The following is a 21213-nucleotide window of genomic DNA, read 5'->3' as shown; positions in this document are numbered from 1 at the left end:
CAAGTTTTATAAACTTGGTTTTATTTTTGTAAAGGTGCTAAACTTGCTTGACAAACAGATTCAAAGTCTGCACCTGCATTGGCTAAAACATATGCAGCAAATGTGTTTTCAACAATTGCTCCCTTACTGATAAATACTTTTTTATCCTCTATCATAGGTATCATTGATTCAGCTGATAATACAGCAGAACCTAAATCAGGGAAGATAAATATTTCACTTATATCAGGATTAGATTTGATTACTTCTAAAATTTTAAAAGGATCTGTACCTAATTCTTCATTTATCCCACCTATTGCTTCTATTTTAACATTTTCTTTTTTTATAGGCAACATTTTTAACAAGTATTCTTTAATAGTCTGTGCAAGTTTTAAATAATGACTAACAATAATAAACAATTTCATTAAAGCACCTTAATTAGGTTTTTAAGTATTAAATAACTTGAATAAGATCCTGGATCAACAGTTCCAATCGATCTTTCTTTTAAATATGATGCTCTTCCTTTGTTTGCTTGCATTTCTTTAGTTTTATCAGAAAGTGATTTGACAAACTCTATTAAGTTATCTTTTTCTTTTTGCTGCAAGTTATTTTTATTTTCTAAATAACTTGCAAGTGGTTTTCAAACATCATACATTGTTTTTTCATTTAGTATAACTCGTCCAAGTTTTTCAAGTGAAGCTGCAAAGGTTTTAATTAAGGTTTTAAATTCAACAAAGTCAAACTTCTCACTTCCTCTAAGTGTATTTCCACTTTGTAAAAATGCCATACCATACAAAGGTCCAGAAGCACCTCCAACAACTGACATCAAAGTTCTACCAACTTGATTTAAATAACCACTTAAATCAAGGTTATTAGGTCTAATTTCAGCAACTTTAACAAAACCCCGCACCATATTAAATCCATGATCACCATCACCTATCGCTTGATCTAGCGAAGATAAATAATCTTGATTATCTTGCAAATCTATATTTATCTGATGCATTGCATCAACTAAGTTCTGATATTTTACTTCCAATTTCTTACCTCGGTTGGTGCATCAAGCATTTCTTTTAGTTCAGAATCTAATTTAAGTAGTGAAATAGAAAATCCTTGCATCTCTAAGGAAGTCATAAAATTACCTAAATGACTGCTATAAATATTTATATTCTTTGTTTGTAGATAATTATGAATATCATTAGCAGCAATATATAATTCCATTTCTGGTGTTCCACCAAGTCCATTTACCATTAAAGCTACATCAGAATTGCTATAATCTAAATCATTTAATATTAAATCTAACATTTCTTTAACTATTTCTTTTGATGATTTAATTCTTTCTCTTTTTACTCCAGGTTCTCCATGAATCCCTAATCCAAATTCTATTTCATCTTCTTTTAAAGAAAACGATTCTTTACCTGTGGTAGGAATAAAAATTGAATTTAGTGAAATCCCGAATGTTCTTACATTTTTAATTACTTTTTCTGCGATTCTTTTTACTTCTGATAAATTTAATCCTTTTTCAGCTGCCGCACCTGCTATTTTATGTACAAAAACTGTTCCAGCAATTCCGCGACGACCAATAGTTCAAGTTGAATTTTCAACAGCAACATCATCGTCAACTAAAACACTTTCAACATTTTTTCCATTTGCTTGTGCAAGTTGTTTAGTTATTTCAAAGTTTAATTTATCACCTGTGTAGTTTTTGATAATCAGTAATGTTCCTACTTGTGAGTCTATTTGGTTGATTGCTGATTCAACTTGATCAGGTGTAGGTGATGTAAATACTTCACCAGCAACCGCTGCTGCAAGCATTCCTTGTCCTACATATCCGGCATGTGCTGGTTCGTGTCCTGAACCACCCCCAGAAATTAAAGCAACTTTGTTTTTATCAAAGTTTGGATTATAAATAACATTAAATCCAGTAACTCTTTTAACATTTTTGTTAACTTTTACAAAACCCTCTAACATTTCATCAACTATGTTTTGTGGGTTATTTAATATTTTCTTCATAATAACTTTCTAATGAATTAACGCAAACAGTCCAATTATTGCTCCTGCTAATGATGGTGCTACTACAGGTAATCATGAATATTTTCAGTTTGCTCCTATATGTTCACTTTTACGTTTTTTAAGAATTATCGATTCTAAGAATCAATAAATTATTCTTGGTCCAAAATCACGTGCCGGATTAATAGCATATCCAGTTGAAGCACCGATAGAAGCACCGATACCTACAACTAATCAAGTTACAGGTAAAGGACCTAAACTAGCAACATCTTTTGCTGCTGCACCACGATTAAATGCTAAAATAACTCCAACCAACATTAATGTTCCTACTAATTCATAAGAAAAGTTAAAAATTAATGCTTTGTCTTTTTTGTTATCATATGCTGGTCCGGTGCAATGTGAACTTCGTATAGCGGATAATTCTGTTTCTTGAATGTGTTTTCAATTTATAAAATCTAAAACTATTTGCCCTACCATCGCACCTAATAATTGAAACGGTATATATATCAATAAGGTTGCATCTTTATTGCTTATCGCACCATAAATACTTACAGCAGGATTTAAATGTCCGAAACCACCAAGAGATCTTGAGACTAAAACACCCGCCATAACTGCTATACCTCAACCAAAAATGATTACTGTTCATTTTCCTGGTTGATTTGCAAACATTTTTCTACCAGACACAGAGTAATTAACACCATTACCTAAAATAATAAGCACCATTGTACCTAAAAATTCTGATAATACCGTTAATCAAAAATGATAATCCATATTTCTCCTATTCTATATCTTTAGTTCAATTTAATGTCTTTTTAACCGCTGTTTGTCAACCTTTAAGCAAGTGATTAATCTTTTCTTGACTAAATGATGGTGTAAATACACGGTCAATTTGATTTATTTGTTTAATTTCTTCTAAATCTTTCCAGTAACCTACCGCTAAACCAGCTAAATATGAAGCACCTAAGGCAGTTGTTTCAATATTTTTAGGTCTTTCAACTTTTAAATTTGAAATTGAAGCTTGAAACTGCATCAAGTAGTTAGAATTAGATGCACCTCCATCAACTTTTAAAGCCACAATTGGTTTACCTAAATCTTTTTGCATCGCCGAAATCAAATCATTTGATTGATAAGCAATAGAATCTAAGGTTGCCTTAATAATATGTTCACGTTTGCTTCCACGTTCTAAACCAAAAATTGCTCCACGAGAATATGAATCTCAATATGGTGCTCCTAAACCAGTAAATGATGGAACCACATAAACTCTTTGATCATCGTTTACTAATGAAGCAAAAAAGTCTGATTCTGCTGCGTTATATAACAATCCAACCGAATCACGAAGTCATTGAATCGCTGCACCGGCAACAAAAACCGAACCTTCAAGGGCATAAACAACTTTTTGATCACCTAGTTTTCAAGCAATAGTAGTAAGAAGTTTGTTTTTTGAATCAACTGCCTCATTACCGGTATTTACAAGTGTAAAACATCCTGTACCATAAGTATTTTTAACCATACCAACTTCAGTACATAATTGTCCAAATAATGCTGATTGTTGGTCACCAGCAACGCCTGTAATAGGAACTTGCCCTAATGCTTTATTTGATCAATGGTGTGGACTTACCACCCCAAAGTGTCCTGATGATGATTTCACTTTAGGAAGAATTGATTTTGGTATTTCTAATAAATCTAAAATTTCTTGATCTCAATCAAGTGTATGAATGTTGAATAACAATGTTCTAGAAGCGTTAGATACATCAGTTGCATGTACTTTTCCATTTGTTAATTTTCATATTAGTCATGTATCAATTGTTCCTGCAAGCAATTTTCCTTGTGCAAGTTTTTCTTGAGCTTCTTTAATATTTTTTAAGATTCAACGAATTTTTGTTCCTGAAAAATATGGATTAATAATTAATCCTGTTTTAGAACGAAACATTTCTTCTTTACCATCTTTTATTAAGGTGTCACAAAATTCAGCTGTTCTGCGATCTTGTCAAACAATTGCATTATATACAGGTAATCCTGTTTCTTTATCTCATAAAACCACTGTTTCACGTTGGTTTGTAATTCCTAATGCTGCAATATCATGAGATTTAATTTTTGCTGCATGTTTAGCACTTTGCATAGTTGAAAGTTGTGTATTTCATATTTCAAGTGGATCGTGTTCTACTCAACCTGATTTAGGAAAATATTGAGTAAATTCACTTTGAGCACTTGCTTTTATATTCCCATCATGGTCGACTACTAATGTGCGACATGATGTGGTACCTGAATCAAGTGTAATAATATATTTATCTGTCATACAACCTCTATTATTTCTTTTCGAATTTATAGTTACTTATTTGAGCATAAACCAATGAATCATTAGCATATTCATCAAATTTCTTCTTGTCTTTTAATGTTCATAACATCAAAGGTAAGTTGATTTTTTTATATTTTTCTTTATCTTTATCATATAAAACCCATCGAGGATTTAAGAATTCGCAAATTTCTTTAATCTCTGTAACAGAAATAGAATTAAATTGTGTTTGTGTTCAAAAAAGAAATCCTAAACGGTATTTTGAAGAAATTTTGTGCATATTTCTTAAGGTTTGGAAATTAAATGATGAAAATACTATTTTTTCAAAGTATTTATCACCATATTTTTCGGATAATTTATGTAATTTTTCTTCAATCCCTTTATACTCTTTTTGATCGGTTTTAATTTCCACATTAATTACTTTAAATTTGTCTATATATGCATCTAAAAATTCTTCTAAGGTTAAAATTGTTTGTGGTTGAGTTTTAAATTTAAAGAATTTTGAATGATCATCTTTACGAAGATCTGCTAATGTTGTAAATTCAATTTCTTTCGATGTCAATGATGTTCGATTTGTTGTTTCATCATGGATGATAACAAGTTCTTTATCTTTTGTTAAATGAACATCAAGTTCAACTCCATCAAAATTAAATTGATATGCCATTTCAAATGACAACTTTGTGTTTTCAGGTGCAATACCCGAATAACCTCTGTGTCCTAAAATTAATTGTTTACTAAGCATTTTCTAATGTTCTCCATCTATAATTTGTTTTTCCGAGTTTCTTTAGTTCTTTACTGTTAGCGATATGAACTATAACACCTGCAATTAGTCCGATAATCGCTATTGCAAGTGTAATCACAAGAATAATTTGATATCCTGTTTGAGATGTATTTGTCGAATTATTTTCTGTATATCTTTTACCCACTGCAGCTGTTACATTATATAATCAAGCATCTGTTGAAAATCCAATGAATGATAAAATCCCAATCGATGAAGCATAAGAATTCTTTTCAATATGTATTTCACCAACTTGTGTATATCTTAATGTAACCATAGCTCAAGATAAAATTCCTGCTAATAAGTATAAAATACTACTTATCACTATCACAGCAACAGAGGCTGATTTAGGTGCAAATCCCAGTAGAATAATAATTCCTAAAACAATAATACCTATTCCTGTTGTAATTAATAAGAATAATATATAACTTCTGAATTTGTCTGCTCAACGACCTATAAATGTTGATACAATCGTTCTAAGTCCATATGTTCTTAATCCACCCAAAACAGTTACAAGTATTACGGGTGCTGAATATGAATTTTGAATCAATTGTAACAAATAGTAAGCAAAGACACTTTGGAAAGTATACATACCCATTACAAATAATGATAAAGCTCATAATTTTCAGTTTTTTAAGGCTTTATAAACCTCTAAAATGTTCTTTTTAACCTTTGCTCAAGAAAGTTTATCATTATTCTTTTGCATTGGTTTTTCAGGAACTAAAACTAATACAAGCACTGATGTAACCACTAAAAATGATGCTATTAAGAATGCATAAGTTGAAAATGGTATATGTGAACTAACATCCTTTGGTGCTCAGTATGTAGTAATCATAATTCCAATAAAGAACACAAATAATAATCCGATTAAACCGTTTGCTGTTCCCTGTATCCCGTATGCTAAACCTTGATTTTCCTTAGTTGTTTGTTGGGAAACAAGTTTTCATAAAGGTGTTCAAAATACTAGTGTTGATGAAACACCTCATAATCCAAATATAATTGAATATTGAATAAACACACTTTCTTTTGAATATGTACTTGAGTTTCAAATCACCCCACCAAACCAAAAAGTTATTATTCCTGTTGAAAATACTGCTATAAACAACAATCATCTTGAACTGAATTTGTTGGCAAGGACCCCCCCGGTAATTGAGTAACTAAGGTAACTCATCCTATTATCGATGTAAGGGAAGCAACTTGATCTTCACGTATATTCAAATATGTGTGTAAATTAGGTATTATATTTTTAATATAATATGGAGCTGCAATTACAAACACATCACAAGCTGCTAAAATAACTAAAGCAATGATTTGTTTGTATGTAAGTCCTTTAAATTTACTAATCATATCTTCCTTTTAAAATCTAACTTTGTATTTAGGATTGAAATGTTCTTTCTTTTCTAATCCCAATCCCGCTTTTTCTACTAATTTTGCTATTTCTTGTGCAATAGCTGGAGCAGAAGCAATAGCTGGTGATTGCATTCCTGCTGCATTTATAAATCTTGCATTTTTCTTTGCTGGTCTTATAACAAAATCATTTGTTTCTATGTCAATTGGACGCGATCCGGCAAGTGTCATAATAGTACGATCTAAACGAAGTGAAGGAATAATTTTTGTTCCTATTTGACCGATATAATCAAATTTTTCTTTTGTCACAACCCGAGTTTGATCTTTTGGAACACCCTCTTCTGCTGTAGGTCCAACCATTACATGCCCATCTAGCATAGGTGCAACGATAACGCCTTTTCCGTGAATTGTAGGAACTTTAAAGCATATAGAATTAACCACACCACCTTCAGAACGTGCAAGAATTCTATACTCACCACGTCTGGTTGTTTGTTTAAAATCACCATAACCTGCTTTTTCGGCTAAAATGTCTGCATAGTGTCCAGCAGCATTAATTACAACAGAAGCAGTTATTACTTCTTTTTTATTTATATGAATTTTAAAGTCTGTTTCATCAAACTCGATGTCCTTAACTGTTGCATTATTTCTTAATTCAACACCGTTGTTTTCTGCTGCACCTAAAAACGCATATGTTGCTCGAACAGGATCTATTGCTCATGAACTTGTGCATAAAAGAGCTCCACGAACTTCTGGGTTTACATTAGGTTCTTTTTTAAGAACTTCTTCTTTTGTAAGAACTTTCATAAATTCTGCTGGAACTTTATTTATAATTCCGCGTTCATAAAGCATATGTACATGTTCCATTTCTTCTTCGTTAAAGGCTAAAATTAACGAATCAACTTGTGCTCTAGGAAAATCTAAATATTTAAATATTTTTTCTCTTCATAATTGATTACCTAAAACATTTAATTTTGCTTCTACTTTACCTGGTTCTGGATCAAAACCTCCGTGGATTGCTCCTGAATTACCTCTAGATGTTTCATCAGCAAAAACTGGATTTTTTTCTAAAAGTAAAGTTTTCAATTTATATTGTGATAGTTCATATGCTATCGAAGCACCGATAATACCACCACCAATAATAACAACGTCATATTTCATAATATCCTCCTATAATATTAATTATAGAAAAATTATTTATTATCTTTATTAATTAATAATAAAAACTGAATTATTTTGTTTTTAAAAGAAATTATTTCCTTATTTTTGCCATAAATATGAGTTTTTTAAATAAAATCCAAGATTTTTCTTAGATTTTATATTTCTGAATCAATACTTGTTATTTTGTATACATCATTATTTACTCAAACAATATCATTTATATATATTTTTGAACTTCTTCCTTCCGGGGTTTTTCCGTTTATTTTTATGTTATTTTCTTGTAAATATAATTTTGCTTGTCCACCTGAGTCTATTTCTTCTATTTTTTTAAGAAATTGTCCCAGTTTGATAAACTTACCTTTTATTTTTATATTCATATTAATACCTTCTTATAGGAGTAATTAGTTGTATATGATTTTTGTTTTCATCTGAAAGAACAAAAATACGATCATTTGTCTCGTTTATTTTTAAGTATATTTTTCCGTTTGGTAATACAGAAACAGCATCTTTAATAAATTGAAAATCTATATCCATTTCTAAAGGTTTTCCATTATAAGTAATATTTTTTGTTGATGCTTGAGATATACCAAGTTCAGGGACTTCAAAACTTAGTTTTAATTCTTCTTGATTTATAAAAAATGATAATCTACGTACTTTATCAGAGTTATAAAAAACAACCTTATTTATTAATTTTAAAAATTCTTCTTTTTCTATACTTAATGTTTTAGAAAAAACAGGTGTTATAAAATTATTTATATCAAGATAATTTAGTTTTGTTAAATTAGTAAAAATAACTAAGTTATCAGCAGATATACCAATTTTTTCTTCATCAAAAAACACTACAATTTCCTCTGGCATATCTTTGAAAATAAGTTTTTTTAAATTTTTTGCCTCAATAATAACATTTATATTTATTTCTTTGTTTATATTTATTAATAAACTTGATAATCTAAAACTATCTGTTGCTGTCAAACGTAGTTTATTTATATCAGTATTTTTTATATTTATACATTTATATAAAAGCGCGGTTAATCTTTCGTTTGTTCCTTGTGAAGTAGATATTGAAACATTATTAATTGCTTCTTCTAAAATTTTTGATTTTATAGTAAATTGATTTTTCTTTAAATCGAAATTGATAAAAGGATATGAATCAGAATTTAATTGTGTTAATGTATATTTAGTTGTCTTGTCATAAATTTTTATATTTTGTCCATAACTTTCAAATGTTATTCTATTATCCATTTTTTTAATTATGGTTCTTAATATGTTTGAACTAATTAAAAATATTCCTGCTTCATCTACTGATAAATCTTTTTCATCTACATTAATTATAATTCTAGCTGCTAAGTTATTTTTTGCTGAAATCAAAACAAGTTTATCAGCATCTATTTTAAAATAAATACCACGATACGGAACAAAAGCATCATTATTATCGTTATAAGAACATAAAAAATCTATATTATTATCAATAACATTTTTTGATATTGTAAATTTCATAAATTTCTCCTTATTATTTATATAATTTCTTGTGAATAAGTGCTTTAAAAACTAAAAAGTATAAAATTAGCTATAAAAACCCTAAAAATTTAACTTTTTGAATTATTCACAACTTATTTATTTATGTATAAATGTTTATTTTAAACCACGGATTTCCCGAGAAAGTTGTTCGATAGTTTTTTGAATTGATTTGTCATATCCGTCATTGTTAATTTTTTTAATAGCATTTAATATGGTTGTGTGATCTTTGTTGAATATCTTTCCTATTTCTGTGGATGAAAGAGAAAGAAAACTATTCACTAATATGATAGCTATATGTCTTGCAACAACTATTTCTTTTTTTCTAGATGAACCATATATATCTTTTTCAGATATTCGATAATATTTAGCAACAGCCTTAATAATACTTTCTGAATTAATTTCTACTTGTTGTCTTACAACATCAGCGAAAATTTTTTGAATAACATCATAAACATAATTTGTATTAATAAGTTTGTTTCGAGAAAAAGAAACACGTTTAGCTGCACCCAATAAAGCACGAATTGAACTAAAGTGATTTTTAACTATAAATTGTTTTGAATTTTCATCTAATATATGAAAATCAAAACCTTCTAAATTAAGAACAAAACCCAATAAGTTATACATTTCTTTTTCGTTTGGATTTTTAATTTTAGTAATTAAACCAGATTCCAATCTTGTTATAAGTCTGTCATCAAATTTATTTTCTAAGTCATGTATATTAAGTTCAGCAGCAACTACTGTAAGTTTATTGCTTTGGATTCTTCCATCTATAATTTCGTATATGAAATTTTTAGTTTGTTTTTTTTGTCCATCACCAAAAAGTTGAAAATCATCAAAAACAACTAAATCTAATTCTGTAAAAAACTTAATTAAGTTAGAAATCTTTAAAGATTCATTTGACATTAATAAAGAAGAAATTTGTCTTGTGAAAGAGTTTGGAGAAATATAATAACCTTTTTTACTTGCTTTAACAAATTCGTTTCCTATCGCATGTAAAAGGTGGGTTTTTCCTATACCAGAACTACCAAAAATATATAAAGTATTCAAACCAAAAGGATTGTTAATTAAATTTTGACAAATTTCAACAACTTCTTCATTAAAACCATCTTTTAAATAATTATCAAATGTTTGATTTCGAACAAAGTTGTTTGATAATTTTTTCTTTTCTTCTTTTGTGATAACTTTAGAATTGATTTTTCTTTGTTCTTCTTCTGTTTCTTTTTGATATTCTGTTTTGTTTTTTATTGTTAATTTATAAAAAACTTGTGTTCCAAATATTTCCTTTATTGCTTTATCAAAAATTTCTTTATAAAAACCATTTAATCCTAAAAGTGATTGCTCTTGTTCTAGTGGTATATATATAACTAATATGTTTCTACTAAAATCAATGATTTTCATCTTAAAAAAGAAAGACTTTCAAATAACATTGTCTGTTATTTCGTTCCTTAAATAACTTTTAAGTTGTTCAGTCAATGAATCGAGTTTAACATCTTCATAATTGTTTATGTTTTTAACAACTTCATCATTCATAATTTAAATTATAAAGTAAATAATATACACTTACAAGAATAATTAAAAATAATGATAAAATACCAAGCAAATATAAAAGTTATTCACAACTTTTACTGTTAAAATATAGATATATTAATACTTATTAACAACATTTTTTTAAATTGTTAATAACTTAATAAAAAATCGAATATATTATGTTGATAAGTCTATTAATAATTAATCTTTAAAACCATTTAAATATAAAATAAAAAAGTATAATTTAATAATATATGAAAGAAAAAAATGATTCAATTTATAAAGAAACAGGGAAGTTTGTAAAAATAATTTCTGGTGGTTTTAGTCAAGGATGAGCTTTTATGATTTTTGAATCAACAGAAAAAAAACAAAAAAAAGCAATTTATGCAAGAAAAAATGTTCCTGAGTTATATAAAAAATATGAAATAACTTATGAAATATCAAATTACAAAGATAATAGACAAGGAATAAAACTTACATCATATATACCTGTTATTGAGTATGTTGATATAGATGTTGAATTAAAACAACATATAGAAAAGATACCTAAAGTAGGAAAAATAACAGCAAAAAAAATATTTGAACAATTTGGAAGGAAGTTTTTTGACTATTTAGAAGATCCAGAAAAGAATAGCAAAATTTTAAAAAGTGTTCTTTCAGATGTTCAAATAGAAAATTCTGTTAAATATTATAAACATAATAGTGATTCAGTAAAAAAAGTGTTAAATGCCGCATCTGTCGATTCAGAAGAATATAGAAAAAATATTGAATTTTTTTATGGTAATGATTTAGTAAATTTATATACTTTTCTAAAAATTAAATATCAAACAGATTTAGAGGATTTTATAAAAAAATATAAATTACTTAATCCGTATAAACTTTACCTTGAAGATTCGTACAATTTATATGACATAGATCGTTTTGCGATTTTGCTTGGTTGAAATCAGTTGTGCGAAGAAAGATTAGATGCTTTTATTCATACAGCATTTATAGATTTAGAAGACAATAATTCGACTTATATAAATTCAAAAGAAATTGTTGATAAAACACTGACTATGATGTCCTTAGAAAAATTACCAGATTACCAAGAAAAGGTAAAAAACAGGTTAAAAGAACTTACAAAATTAAAATATTTAATTAATGATCATTTTATGTATTGTCGTGTCGAAATGCAAAAAAAAGAAGAATTTATAGTTGATAAATTAGTTAAAATAGATAAAAAAGAACCTTTGATACTAAAAAAAGAATCTGAAGATAAATTAAATTATTTATCAAACGAACAAAGAGACGCATACTTTGCTTTTATAAATCATAATGTTTCAATTATTTCGGGAAACCCCGGAACAGGTAAAAGTAGTTTGATAAAACATTTTTATAATACCTTAAAACAAAACGATTATAAAATTGAATCTAATTTTTTTATTTTAGCACCAACAGGTAGAGCGGCTTCAAATTTATCATCTAAAGGACATTTTTATGCAAGAACTATTCATAGTTTTTTAAAAATAAAAGATGATAAAGAAGAAGTTTTAGAAAACGAAGATGCAGAAAAAGCAAAAGTTATAATAATCGATGAGTTTAGTATGGTTAATATAAATTTGTTTTATAAACTACTTAATAATTGTCCAAATTTAGAAAAAATAGTATTGTTAGGCGATAAGGATCAACTTCCTGCAATAGGGCCTGGTTATATATTAAATGATTTAATAAATAGTAAAAAAATAAAAACAACAGTATTAGAAAAATTTTATAGAAGTGATTCGTTAGAGATTAAATCATATGTTGATTTTATAAATTTTCTTGGTAATTATAAAGATATCAGATATACAAAAAATATAAAAGAATATATAAAAGAGTTATTTAAAAGAAATTATATAAATGAACAACTCTATGAAAAGGTTGTATCAACAGATTATTTACCTTCTGAAACAAATATATTTAATAAGATTCTAACATTTGAAAATAACTGAAATGATTGAATGGGATATTCGATAAAGAAAGAAAAAGTTAATTTTGTTATTTATAAAAACTTCGAAAAAGATATAGTTAATATATATAAAGGAATTCTAAATAAATATGGTATTAATGATTCTATAATATTGTGTCCTATGTATAAAGGCTTATATGGGATAAACAAAATAAATAATTTGATACAAAAACTTTATAATCCAAAAGGAAGAATTATTCATTCAACTAATTTTAATGATAATAAAGTTATTTATAAAATAGGTGATAAAGTAATTCAATTAGTTAATAAGTATGATAAAAATATTTCAAATGGTGATATAGGATATATAACTGATGAAAAGATAATTGATGGTAAGAGTCAAATAACAGTGACTTTTAAACAAGGAAATAAAAATATAAAAATTATTTATAATAAAGAAGAATTTAATGCTGAAATTAATTTAGCTTATGCTATAACAGTTCATAAATTTCAAGGAAGTGAAACAAAAGCAGTAATGTTTATAATAAATAATAATTTTAAACATATGTTAAACAGAAAACTTGTTTATACAGCGGTTTCACGTGCAATAAATGAAATATGAATATTTTCTCCAACTGAATTTTTATATTCACAACTTTTAGTTCCGCAATTTACAAAAGAAAAAGAAATATATACAAATATGCAGATTTTATTGAAGGATTAATATGAAATTAATAGTAGGTTTAGGAAACCCAGGGATTGAATATAAATATACAAGACATAATGCAGGTTTTTTAGTAATAGATGAAATTTGTAATAAATTGAATATATCATTAAATAAAACAAAATTTAATGGTGATTTTGTAAAAATCGATGATTTAATTATTGCAAAACCAAAAACCTTTATGAATTTATCAGGTAGCTTTGTTTCTTCAATGTGTAGTTTTTTTAAAATATCACCAGAGGACGTAATGGTAATTCACGATGAAAAAGATTATGAACTAGGAAGAGCAACTATTAAAATAGGTGGTTCTGGAGGAAGTCATAATGGTGTTAAAAATATAATTGACCAATTAGGGACTCAGGAATTTAAAAGACTTCGTATAGGAATAAAAACCCCTTTTCAAGGAGAATTAAAAGATTTTGTGCTAGGAAAATTCACAAAAGAAGAATTTGAAATAATAAAACCTATTTTAAATATTTCAGCACAAGCAGCAATCTCATATGCGTTTAATGATATAAAAACAGTAATGAATAAGTTTAACCAAAAGAACAATGGAATATAAAAAAATTTTGTTAGCCGTTAGTGGCGGACCTGATAGCATGTATATGTTAAATAAGTATAAACATTTAGATGTTGTTGTTGCGTATATTAATTATAATCAAAGGGAAGATAGTTATTTAGATGAGCAAATAGTTACAGATTTTTGTAATAAAAACAAAATTAAATTAGAAAAACTAGTTTTAAATAAAAGTGATTATATCTCAGGGAATTTTCAAGATTGAGCAAGAGAAAAAAGATATTTCTTTTTTAAAGAAATTTATTATAAATATAATCGTAATATACTTTATATTGCACATAATTTAGATGATTATTTAGAAACAGCACAAATGCAATTAGCAAGTAATAGAATATTTTCTTTATTAGGGATACGAAAAAAAAGTTATTTATTTAATATGAATATATATAGACCATTTCTTTTTCGTTATTTTAAGGAAACTATACTAAAAAAATGTAAAAAATATAATATACCTTTTCATATTGATTATACAAATAATCAGAATAAATATTTAAGAAATATTCAAAGAAATAAAAATAAATTATTGTCCAAATTTCAAAAAATACTAATATTAATTACTATTTATTGAAAAAACAGAAAAATACACAAAAATAACCAAATAACAGAAAAAGAATATAAAATATGATTAGAATCAAATTTTGCTCAAGAAATATTTCGTTTTTTTTTAAACAAACAAGAATTAATATATAAATTTATACATTCAAATTTTGATAATATTGAATTATCATCCAAAAAGATACAAGCGATTGAAAAATTTATACTCTCAAAAAAAAGAACAAGTGAATTTAAATTAAATGATAAAAACAAATTACGGAAGAAAAAAGGAAAAATAATTGCAAAAGAATAAAGAAAAACAATTTATAATTTAATATAAAGGAGAAAAATGTTTTCAAAAAACAGAAAATCAGTATTTTGAACGATTATAAGTATTATAATAATCGCAATCATTCTTTATTTTCTAATAACAAGTTTTTTAGCTTCTAAAGAAGAAACAATTAGTTTAACTCAATTAGCTCAAAAAGTAGTTGCAGCTGCTTCTGATAAAAACCACTCAACTTATTTTACACAAATGAGAGTTGATAGTTTTTCTAATACAATATCTGCAACTTTTAATCAAAAAGTGGTTGATGGTTCTATTATACAAAGTAATTATGTTATCTATGGAAGTTATAACTTATTTGAATCAATTTTAAAAGATATAAACTCTAATATTAAATTATCAGATGCATTTTTTGGTGACACATCACAAGGGATAGAGGGAGTGCAGGCACCAAAACCAAATGTTGCTTTAAATTTATTTATTAGTTTGATTCCAACATTGTTATTGATTGGAATAATATATTTTGTATATCGAGCTCAAGCAAAAATGATGTCAGGTCAAGGTGGAGCATTTGGAGAAAAAAATCCGGCTCAAATAATCAAATCTGATAAAAAATTTAGTGATATAGCAGGAAACAAAGAACCAATAGAAGAAATTTCTGAAATAGTTGATTATCTAAAAAATCCCAAAAAATATCAAGATTCTGGTGCGAGAATGCCACATGGCATATTATTAGGTGGACCTCCCGGAACCGGAAAAACTTTATTAGCAAAAGCTACAGCAGGTGAGGCAAATGTTCCGTTCTTCTTTGTTTCTGCTTCTAATTTTGTTGAGTTATTTGTTGGTATGGGTGCAAAAAGGGTAAGACAAGTTATAGCAGAAGCAAGAAAAAACGCACCAGCAATTATATTTATAGATGAATTAGATGCAATCGGTAGAACACGTGGATCAGGTATAGGTGGTGGCCACGATGAAAGAGAGCAAACATTAAACCAATTACTTGTTGAAATGGATGGGATAAAAGAAAACTCAGGACTTTTATTTGTTGCTGCAACAAACAGAACTGATGTTCTGGATCCTGCTTTAACTAGACCTGGTCGTTTTGACCGTGTTATAACAGTTGGATTACCTGATATAAAAGAAAGAGAAGAAATTCTAAAACTTCATGCAAAAGGAAAGAGATTTGCATCAAATGTATTGTTTTCAAACATCGCAAGAAGAACTCCGGGATTTTCGGGTGCTCAATTGGAAAATGTTGTTAATGAGGCAGTCTTGTTATCTATAAGAGAAAAATCAGATTTAATAACTTTAGAAATTATAGATGAAGCAATTGATCGTGTTATGGCAGGACCTGCTAAAAAATCAAGAACAATTACTAAAGAAGAACTTACAGCAGTTGCCTATCACGAAGCAGGACATGCTGTTGTAGGGATAAGAATTCCAGGAGGTAATAAGGTTCAAAAAATTACCATTATCCCACGTGGGCAAGCAGGTGGTTATAATTTAATGATGCCTGAAAATGAAAAATATAATTATACTAAAGAAGAACTTTTAGCATCTATTGCTTCATTTATGGGTGGTAGAGCAGCAGAAGAATTTATTTATGGAAAAGATAATATTTCAACAGGTGCTTCTGATGATATAGATAAAGCGACAAACATTGCTCGTCGTATGGTAACAGAATTTGGAATGAGTGATTTAGGTCCGATAAAATATCATGAAGAAAATGGAAGTCCGTTTTTAGGAAAAACCCTTGCTACAAATTCATCTTTATCTAACCAAGTAAGTCATGAAATTGATTTAGAAATAAGAAAGATTATTTTAGAAGCACAACGTCGTGCATATCAAACAATTTCAGAAAATACAAAATTATTAGAATTAATCAAAACATTATTGCTTCAAAAGGAAACAATTATTGCTGAAGAAATATCTTATATAGCTGAACATCTTGAATTACCACCTGAACATAATAATTCATCAGAAAGTGATTCAAGTGATCAAAGTGTTGATGATTTAATCTTCTCAACAGAGCAAGAAAAAGAACAAGATTAGTTCTTTTTTTGTATTAAATTTAGAACAGGTTTATATTTAATTCGGTGATAATCTTTTAATATACCAAATAATTTCAAGGCTTGCAAATGTTCTTTAGTAGGATATCCTTTGTTTTTATCAAAATGATACTCAGGATGTATTTTATGTAAATTCATCATATATTTATCTCTTGCAACTTTTGCTAGTATGGATGCAGCAGCGACACAGAGAGCTTTATTATCACCTTTAACCAAGTTTATTTGTCTAATATCAAGATCAATTTTTTCATAATCTGTAATCGTTATCTGGGGTGTTTTTTTAAATGATTCAATACATTGTTTCATTCCGAGTTTTGATATTGCTTTTGGATTTGAGTTATTTATATCAAAAACATCATAAAATTTTATTTTATATTCTATAGCAATATCTTTAATAAGATTAGATAGTTGAATTCTTTTGTTTGGTGCAATTTGTTTAGAATCTTTTATATCTTTATTAAGATAATTTTTTGGAAGCATCACACAAGCAACAACTAAAGGTCCGGCGATACAACCTCGACCGACTTCATCGCAACCAGCAATATAATCATATTCACCAAGATGTTCTATTTCAAAGTTTAACATAACAATATTTTATAATTTATTATATAATTACAAAAGGAGAAAAAATGGCATCATATGTAACTGCAAAATGTAACAAATGTGGTCGAACATCTCATTATATTTTTGGTTTTTCTGAAGACTTAAGATTATTCGATTTATTTTTAAGTGAGTATAAAAAAGTACAAAAGGACTTGTTTAAAGAAGAAGAGTTTTATAAATACTTTAATGATTTATTTAATAAAGATATTGTAGAATATCAAAAATTAACTGATCAAGAAAAGGATGATATATTAAAACATAATTATCAAAATATTCTTAATTTCTTTTGAGAAGAAGAAATAAAGATGATAAAGAAAAATATATTAACAGGTTATGAGTTAGAACTATATCCTGTGGTTATTCTATCCAAACCCAAAGAAGAACGTGATATTCTAAATGTTCCGCTGTTAAAAGTGAAATTTTTAGACGGAAGTGAATATAATCGTAGATATAACCCACAACAATCACAATATGTGCAATTTAGCAAGGATCAAAAATTATTAACATGTCCATATGAATTAAAATTAACAGCTGAAAATATTAATGAAGAAGAGAGGTAAGGAGTAATATGAATGATATAAATTTAAATGCATCAGGAATCGAAATAGATATAAATATTGAAAGAAAAAAGAAGGCAAAATTATGAGGAATTTCATTAGCAGTATTAGGTTTTTCTTTTGCTTTTGTTATAACAATTTCGTTAGTGATTCAATATTTTTTAAGAAGAAATAATAACCCCCAAATAGCACTTATAATGTTATGAGTAGGTTTAGCAGCATTGTTTGTTTTATCGCTTGTATCAGGTTTTTTATATAAAATTAAAAGTAAATTTATTTATTTTTATTATTTGTTTCAGTTAGGGACTTGGATACTAATATTTACGGGAATTTTATTTTTCTTTTTACAAGTTTATAAATTAGATACAGTTAGATTTCTAGGAATAAGTTTATTACCAATTTTAATTATTGGAGTTTTTGGATTAATAGGTTATTTTGAAGTAATTAAAATAAAATTCTTATATGCTTTCATAGGTGTATTATCAATTGCTTTAATTGTAATGTTTTTTATATCAATATTTGTTTTTGGTATTACTTGATATTATTCAGCAGTTGCTATTGTATTGATTGCAGCGATGACAGCAGCTGATATATATCAAGTACGTAAAGAATTAAATTATGTGGTCTATACAGATTCTAATTTTCAATTTAAATATGCATTAAGTGTTGGTATAAGATTATTTGTTAATGCAGCATCGATATTATTACAATTATTAATGTTAATAATGGGAGCAAGTAAAAAATAAGTGGTTATACTTATTTCCAAAATGCAATCTAAAAAGCTACACAATAACTTAATTTTTATAGTGTAGCTTTTTAGATTGCATTTTGGTTCATCACATTGTGATGTTTTATATTGCTTTTTGTTCAAATGGTTTTGATTTCTCACTTAAATTGTTAGTTTTTATTAATCTTAGTAGATAACATAGTATTTAATATTGCTACAGGGATAATAAATAAACCAAATAAAACCGGAACAAGTAAAGTAAGAACAAATATAGATATAGAATAATAAGTTATATCTTGTTTTTCTTTGTTATTAATTTGGTAACCAAATATTATTGTATTTAAAACAAGCACTGGTATATAAGTTAATATAGATAGAATAACAAAAACCAAAAACACAATATATACATATGGAAAACCGCCAAATATCATTGCTAAGTAAAAGACAAAAACAAGTGTTATAAATAAGATGATAACATAACTTAATATCGTAGATGTTAATGATAAATTATAAGTTTTAGATATTTTTTTCATTTTTCCTTTCTTTATAACTTAATAATACAAAAAAAAAAAAAACTGAAGCAAAATATTAAAGAATGACGCTCGGGAGCACCACCCCGACGTCCTACTTTACTGCTTTATTATTAAATATTTTTATATATAATTAAATAAAGATGAAAAAAAACAAAAAAGAAATCGAAATACTTGCTTTAAAATTAACTCATAGTTCTTGTGCGATAGAGAATAATACATTTACATATCAACAAACAAAGGAATTATTATCACAAAAACAAATAAATTTTAATGAATACAGTACTAAAAAACTAAGAGAAGTGTATGAGTTACTAAATTTTAAAGAAGTAATTTTATATATTTTGGATAATTATAATAATTTAAAAATAGATAACGAAACAATAAAACTAATTCATAGTATTATAATGAATAATATTATAGAAAATAAAGGATTATTTAGAAGACATAATGTTGCAATTAGTGGTTCGTATGTTAGACTTTGTGATTATTCGGTTGTAGAATATAAATTACAAAACTTAAATGCTAAATTTGAAAATATAATAAAAACAACAACCGAAAAATTAGAAAATATTTTAGAATATCATTGTAATTTTGAAAAAATACATCCTTTTAGTGATGGAAACGGAAGGACAGGAAGAGCAATATTATTCTTGATGCAACTTCAACATAATTTGGATATTTTATATATAGATCCAGATTATAAACAAGAATATTATCAAGCATTAAGTGAGTATGATATTAGAGGTGATATTAAACCGCTAAAACGACTTGTTTTAAAAACTAAAGGTAATATATGTTTAAAAGACAAGATATTATAGAAGATTTAGTAGTTAAATATATATATTTTTATGAAGTAAAAGATAAAAATAATTATAATTATCGGTTTGTTTCTGAACTTTTAAAGGAAGAAATGATATATACTAAACCCGACTTTAAAATGAATGTTAATTTAATTTTAAAATGGGTGAAGATGTATAAAGAATCAGTAAAACTTTTAAATATAAATAACATTAGAATAATTTATAAAAATCATTTTGATTTATATAAAAAAGTCCAAAATTATAAATTGAGTAATTATAAGAGTTTTATTTTATATAATCAAATATGTTTAAATAACTATAAATCACCATTATACCAACTTAATTTTAATAAGAATTTCTCTAACAAAAAAGAATTTGATTCTTTTTATAAGTATGAGTATTATGACTTTAATTTTTTAACCAAATAAAACAACACAATTTTGTGTTGTTTTATTTGGTCTTTTACTATTCTATATAGACTTTAATTGTTTGTATTATATGTATTTTTTCAAACTTAATATTATTCTAGGATAGTCATTTATATTATAACTAAACCAAATATCTAATATCTTGTGTATAAATATTAAATATAATCAAAACAAAGCAATTTATCAAGAAATACTTTGTTTTGATTATATTAAAGCAAAAATGCATAAATACTAAAATTGAGCAAAATTAATTTCTACTATGCCAAAACTTTTTGAAATGCATCTTTGTTGTTGTCTTTTTGAATGTCTGTTGCTTAATTATATCTTCTAATTCTATTGATGATATAAATAACATTACTGTAATAGCAATATGAATAAACATAGCTGATAAAGAAATCATTGGGATTCAAGCAAAAAATTGTGAAAAAATTATTAATCCAAGGTTAACAAATATCATAACTTTTATATTTCCGATTTCAGAAGCTTCCTGACTAAATGATAATATAAAAATTATTATAATTAAGATGAATATTACTAAATAAATAACTACATTTATTACAGTTATAGAAGCATAAGTGGGAATAACATTAAACATATTTATGAATAATGCATTGTATGTTCTACTATCAATAACTTGTTTGATAGGATATAAAATAGTTGTTAATATTCATAAAGTTATAGTAATAACTGACAAAATAGCAGCAGATAAATTGAGTTTTTGCAAAGCTTTAAGCATTATAATCCTTTCTTTATTTAGAATACAAAAAAAAAAAAAAAAAACAAAGAAATTTAAAGTAGGACAAAAAGATTAACAATTAATTCTGTTAATCTTTTTGTTTTATTA

General features: G+C 26.5%; 23 protein-coding genes. 8 read left to right on the top strand and 15 right to left on the bottom strand.

Annotated elements, in window-relative coordinates; translation table 4 throughout:
• Positions 1–20 precede the first annotated feature (20 nt).
• From ACXYRQ_RS03780 to ACXYRQ_RS03725, 12 genes are all read right to left on the bottom strand, one after another.
• Positions 21–401 carry a PTS-dependent dihydroxyacetone kinase phosphotransferase subunit DhaM gene (locus ACXYRQ_RS03780; protein WP_458597801.1) on the bottom strand — a complete coding sequence of 127 codons (381 nt, stop codon included), beginning with the start codon at positions 399–401 and terminating at the stop codon, positions 21–23.
• Positions 401–1012: a dihydroxyacetone kinase subunit DhaL gene (gene dhaL / locus ACXYRQ_RS03775; protein ID WP_458614858.1), complete on the bottom strand. Its 612-nt coding sequence runs from the start codon at positions 1010–1012 to the stop codon at positions 401–403. The genes ACXYRQ_RS03780 and dhaL overlap by 1 nt, the downstream gene beginning before the upstream one ends.
• Complete coding sequence (gene dhaK, locus ACXYRQ_RS03770) at positions 1003–1986, bottom strand: dihydroxyacetone kinase subunit DhaK (RefSeq protein ID WP_458597797.1); 984 nt, start codon at positions 1984–1986, stop codon at positions 1003–1005. Before dhaK ends, dhaL begins: the two co-directional genes overlap by 10 nt.
• Before the next feature lie 9 nt (positions 1987–1995).
• The gene (locus tag ACXYRQ_RS03765) at positions 1996–2754 is read right to left on the bottom strand and encodes an MIP/aquaporin family protein (RefSeq protein ID WP_458613969.1); all 759 of its coding nucleotides are present in this window, start codon (positions 2752–2754) and stop codon (positions 1996–1998) included.
• A gap of 7 nt (positions 2755–2761) precedes the next feature.
• Positions 2762–4279, bottom strand: a complete 1518-nt coding sequence (gene glpK / locus ACXYRQ_RS03760; protein WP_458613970.1) for a glycerol kinase GlpK — start codon at positions 4277–4279, stop codon at positions 2762–2764.
• A 10-nt stretch (positions 4280–4289) separates the two neighbouring features.
• Positions 4290–5018: a glycerophosphodiester phosphodiesterase family protein gene (locus ACXYRQ_RS03755; protein ID WP_458614857.1), complete on the bottom strand. Its 729-nt coding sequence runs from the start codon at positions 5016–5018 to the stop codon at positions 4290–4292.
• Complete coding sequence (locus tag ACXYRQ_RS03750; protein ID WP_458597789.1) at positions 5011–6159, bottom strand: MFS transporter; 1149 nt, start codon at positions 6157–6159, stop codon at positions 5011–5013. The genes ACXYRQ_RS03755 and ACXYRQ_RS03750 overlap by 8 nt, the downstream gene beginning before the upstream one ends.
• Positions 6150–6401 (bottom strand): hypothetical protein, encoded by a 252-nt coding sequence (locus tag ACXYRQ_RS03745; RefSeq protein ID WP_458614856.1) that lies wholly within the window; start codon positions 6399–6401, stop codon positions 6150–6152. The genes ACXYRQ_RS03750 and ACXYRQ_RS03745 overlap by 10 nt, the downstream gene beginning before the upstream one ends.
• Before the next feature lie 9 nt (positions 6402–6410).
• Entirely contained in the window at positions 6411–7559 is a 1149-nt protein-coding gene (gene glpO, locus ACXYRQ_RS03740; RefSeq protein ID WP_458614854.1) for a type 2 glycerol-3-phosphate oxidase, read from the bottom strand.
• A 155-nt stretch (positions 7560–7714) separates the two neighbouring features.
• Positions 7715–7936, bottom strand: a complete 222-nt coding sequence (locus tag ACXYRQ_RS03735) for an RNA-binding S4 domain-containing protein (protein WP_435129510.1) — start codon at positions 7934–7936, stop codon at positions 7715–7717.
• A 1-nt stretch (position 7937) separates the two neighbouring features.
• Positions 7938–9056, bottom strand: a complete 1119-nt coding sequence (locus tag ACXYRQ_RS03730) for a DNA polymerase III subunit beta (RefSeq protein WP_458597781.1) — start codon at positions 9054–9056, stop codon at positions 7938–7940.
• A gap of 135 nt (positions 9057–9191) precedes the next feature.
• Entirely contained in the window at positions 9192–10607 is a 1416-nt protein-coding gene (locus tag ACXYRQ_RS03725) for a helix-turn-helix domain-containing protein (RefSeq protein WP_458597779.1), read from the bottom strand.
• A 251-nt stretch (positions 10608–10858) separates the two neighbouring features.
• Here ACXYRQ_RS03725 and ACXYRQ_RS03720 point away from each other — a divergent pair, with 251 nt between their 5' ends.
• From ACXYRQ_RS03720 to ftsH, 4 genes are read left to right on the top strand one after another with little or no spacing between them, the layout of a single operon-like run.
• Positions 10859–13255: an ATP-dependent DNA helicase gene (locus tag ACXYRQ_RS03720; RefSeq protein WP_458614853.1), complete on the top strand. Its 2397-nt coding sequence runs from the start codon at positions 10859–10861 to the stop codon at positions 13253–13255.
• A 1-nt stretch (position 13256) separates the two neighbouring features.
• Positions 13257–13817 carry an aminoacyl-tRNA hydrolase gene (pth, locus tag ACXYRQ_RS03715; RefSeq protein WP_458614852.1) on the top strand — a complete coding sequence of 187 codons (561 nt, stop codon included), beginning with the start codon at positions 13257–13259 and terminating at the stop codon, positions 13815–13817.
• 7 nt (positions 13818–13824) lie between these two features.
• Positions 13825–14679, top strand: a complete 855-nt coding sequence (tilS, locus tag ACXYRQ_RS03710) for a tRNA lysidine(34) synthetase TilS (protein WP_458614851.1) — start codon at positions 13825–13827, stop codon at positions 14677–14679.
• Positions 14680–14715: 36 nt separating this feature from the next.
• Positions 14716–16704 carry an ATP-dependent zinc metalloprotease FtsH gene (gene ftsH / locus ACXYRQ_RS03705; protein ID WP_458614850.1) on the top strand — a complete coding sequence of 663 codons (1989 nt, stop codon included), beginning with the start codon at positions 14716–14718 and terminating at the stop codon, positions 16702–16704.
• Here the strand turns inward: ftsH and ACXYRQ_RS03700 are convergent.
• The gene (locus ACXYRQ_RS03700) at positions 16701–17306 is read right to left on the bottom strand and encodes a ribonuclease HII (protein WP_458607528.1); all 606 of its coding nucleotides are present in this window, start codon (positions 17304–17306) and stop codon (positions 16701–16703) included. The genes ftsH and ACXYRQ_RS03700 overlap by 4 nt on opposite strands.
• A gap of 44 nt (positions 17307–17350) precedes the next feature.
• Between ACXYRQ_RS03700 and ACXYRQ_RS03695 the strand changes: the two genes are divergently transcribed.
• Together ACXYRQ_RS03695 and ACXYRQ_RS03690 are read left to right on the top strand one after the other, a co-directional pair.
• Positions 17351–17884 carry a hypothetical protein gene (locus tag ACXYRQ_RS03695; RefSeq protein ID WP_458614849.1) on the top strand — a complete coding sequence of 178 codons (534 nt, stop codon included), beginning with the start codon at positions 17351–17353 and terminating at the stop codon, positions 17882–17884.
• A gap of 8 nt (positions 17885–17892) precedes the next feature.
• The gene (locus tag ACXYRQ_RS03690; RefSeq protein WP_458597766.1) at positions 17893–18627 is read left to right on the top strand and encodes an MAG0110 family membrane protein; all 735 of its coding nucleotides are present in this window, start codon (positions 17893–17895) and stop codon (positions 18625–18627) included.
• Positions 18628–18778: 151 nt separating this feature from the next.
• On the opposite strand, the gene ACXYRQ_RS03685 is transcribed toward ACXYRQ_RS03690, so the two are convergent.
• Positions 18779–19141, bottom strand: a complete 363-nt coding sequence (locus tag ACXYRQ_RS03685) for a hypothetical protein (protein ID WP_458597764.1) — start codon at positions 19139–19141, stop codon at positions 18779–18781.
• Positions 19142–19281: 140 nt separating this feature from the next.
• Between ACXYRQ_RS03685 and ACXYRQ_RS03680 the strand changes: the two genes are divergently transcribed.
• A complete protein-coding gene (locus ACXYRQ_RS03680) occupies positions 19282–19959 on the top strand; it encodes a Fic family protein (RefSeq protein ID WP_458614848.1) in 678 nt (225 codons plus the stop codon).
• Complete coding sequence (locus ACXYRQ_RS03675; protein ID WP_458597760.1) at positions 19935–20369, top strand: hypothetical protein; 435 nt, start codon at positions 19935–19937, stop codon at positions 20367–20369. The genes ACXYRQ_RS03680 and ACXYRQ_RS03675 overlap by 25 nt, the downstream gene beginning before the upstream one ends.
• 247 nt (positions 20370–20616) lie before the next feature.
• On the opposite strand, the gene ACXYRQ_RS03670 is transcribed toward ACXYRQ_RS03675, so the two are convergent.
• Positions 20617–21105, bottom strand: coding sequence for a hypothetical protein (locus ACXYRQ_RS03670; RefSeq protein WP_458597758.1), 489 nt, complete (start codon positions 21103–21105; stop codon positions 20617–20619).
• Positions 21106–21213 lie beyond the last annotated feature (108 nt).

It is taken from the genome of Mycoplasma sp. 394 (assembly GCF_054353895.1).
This window is presented reverse-complemented; position numbering and strand designations above follow the sequence as displayed.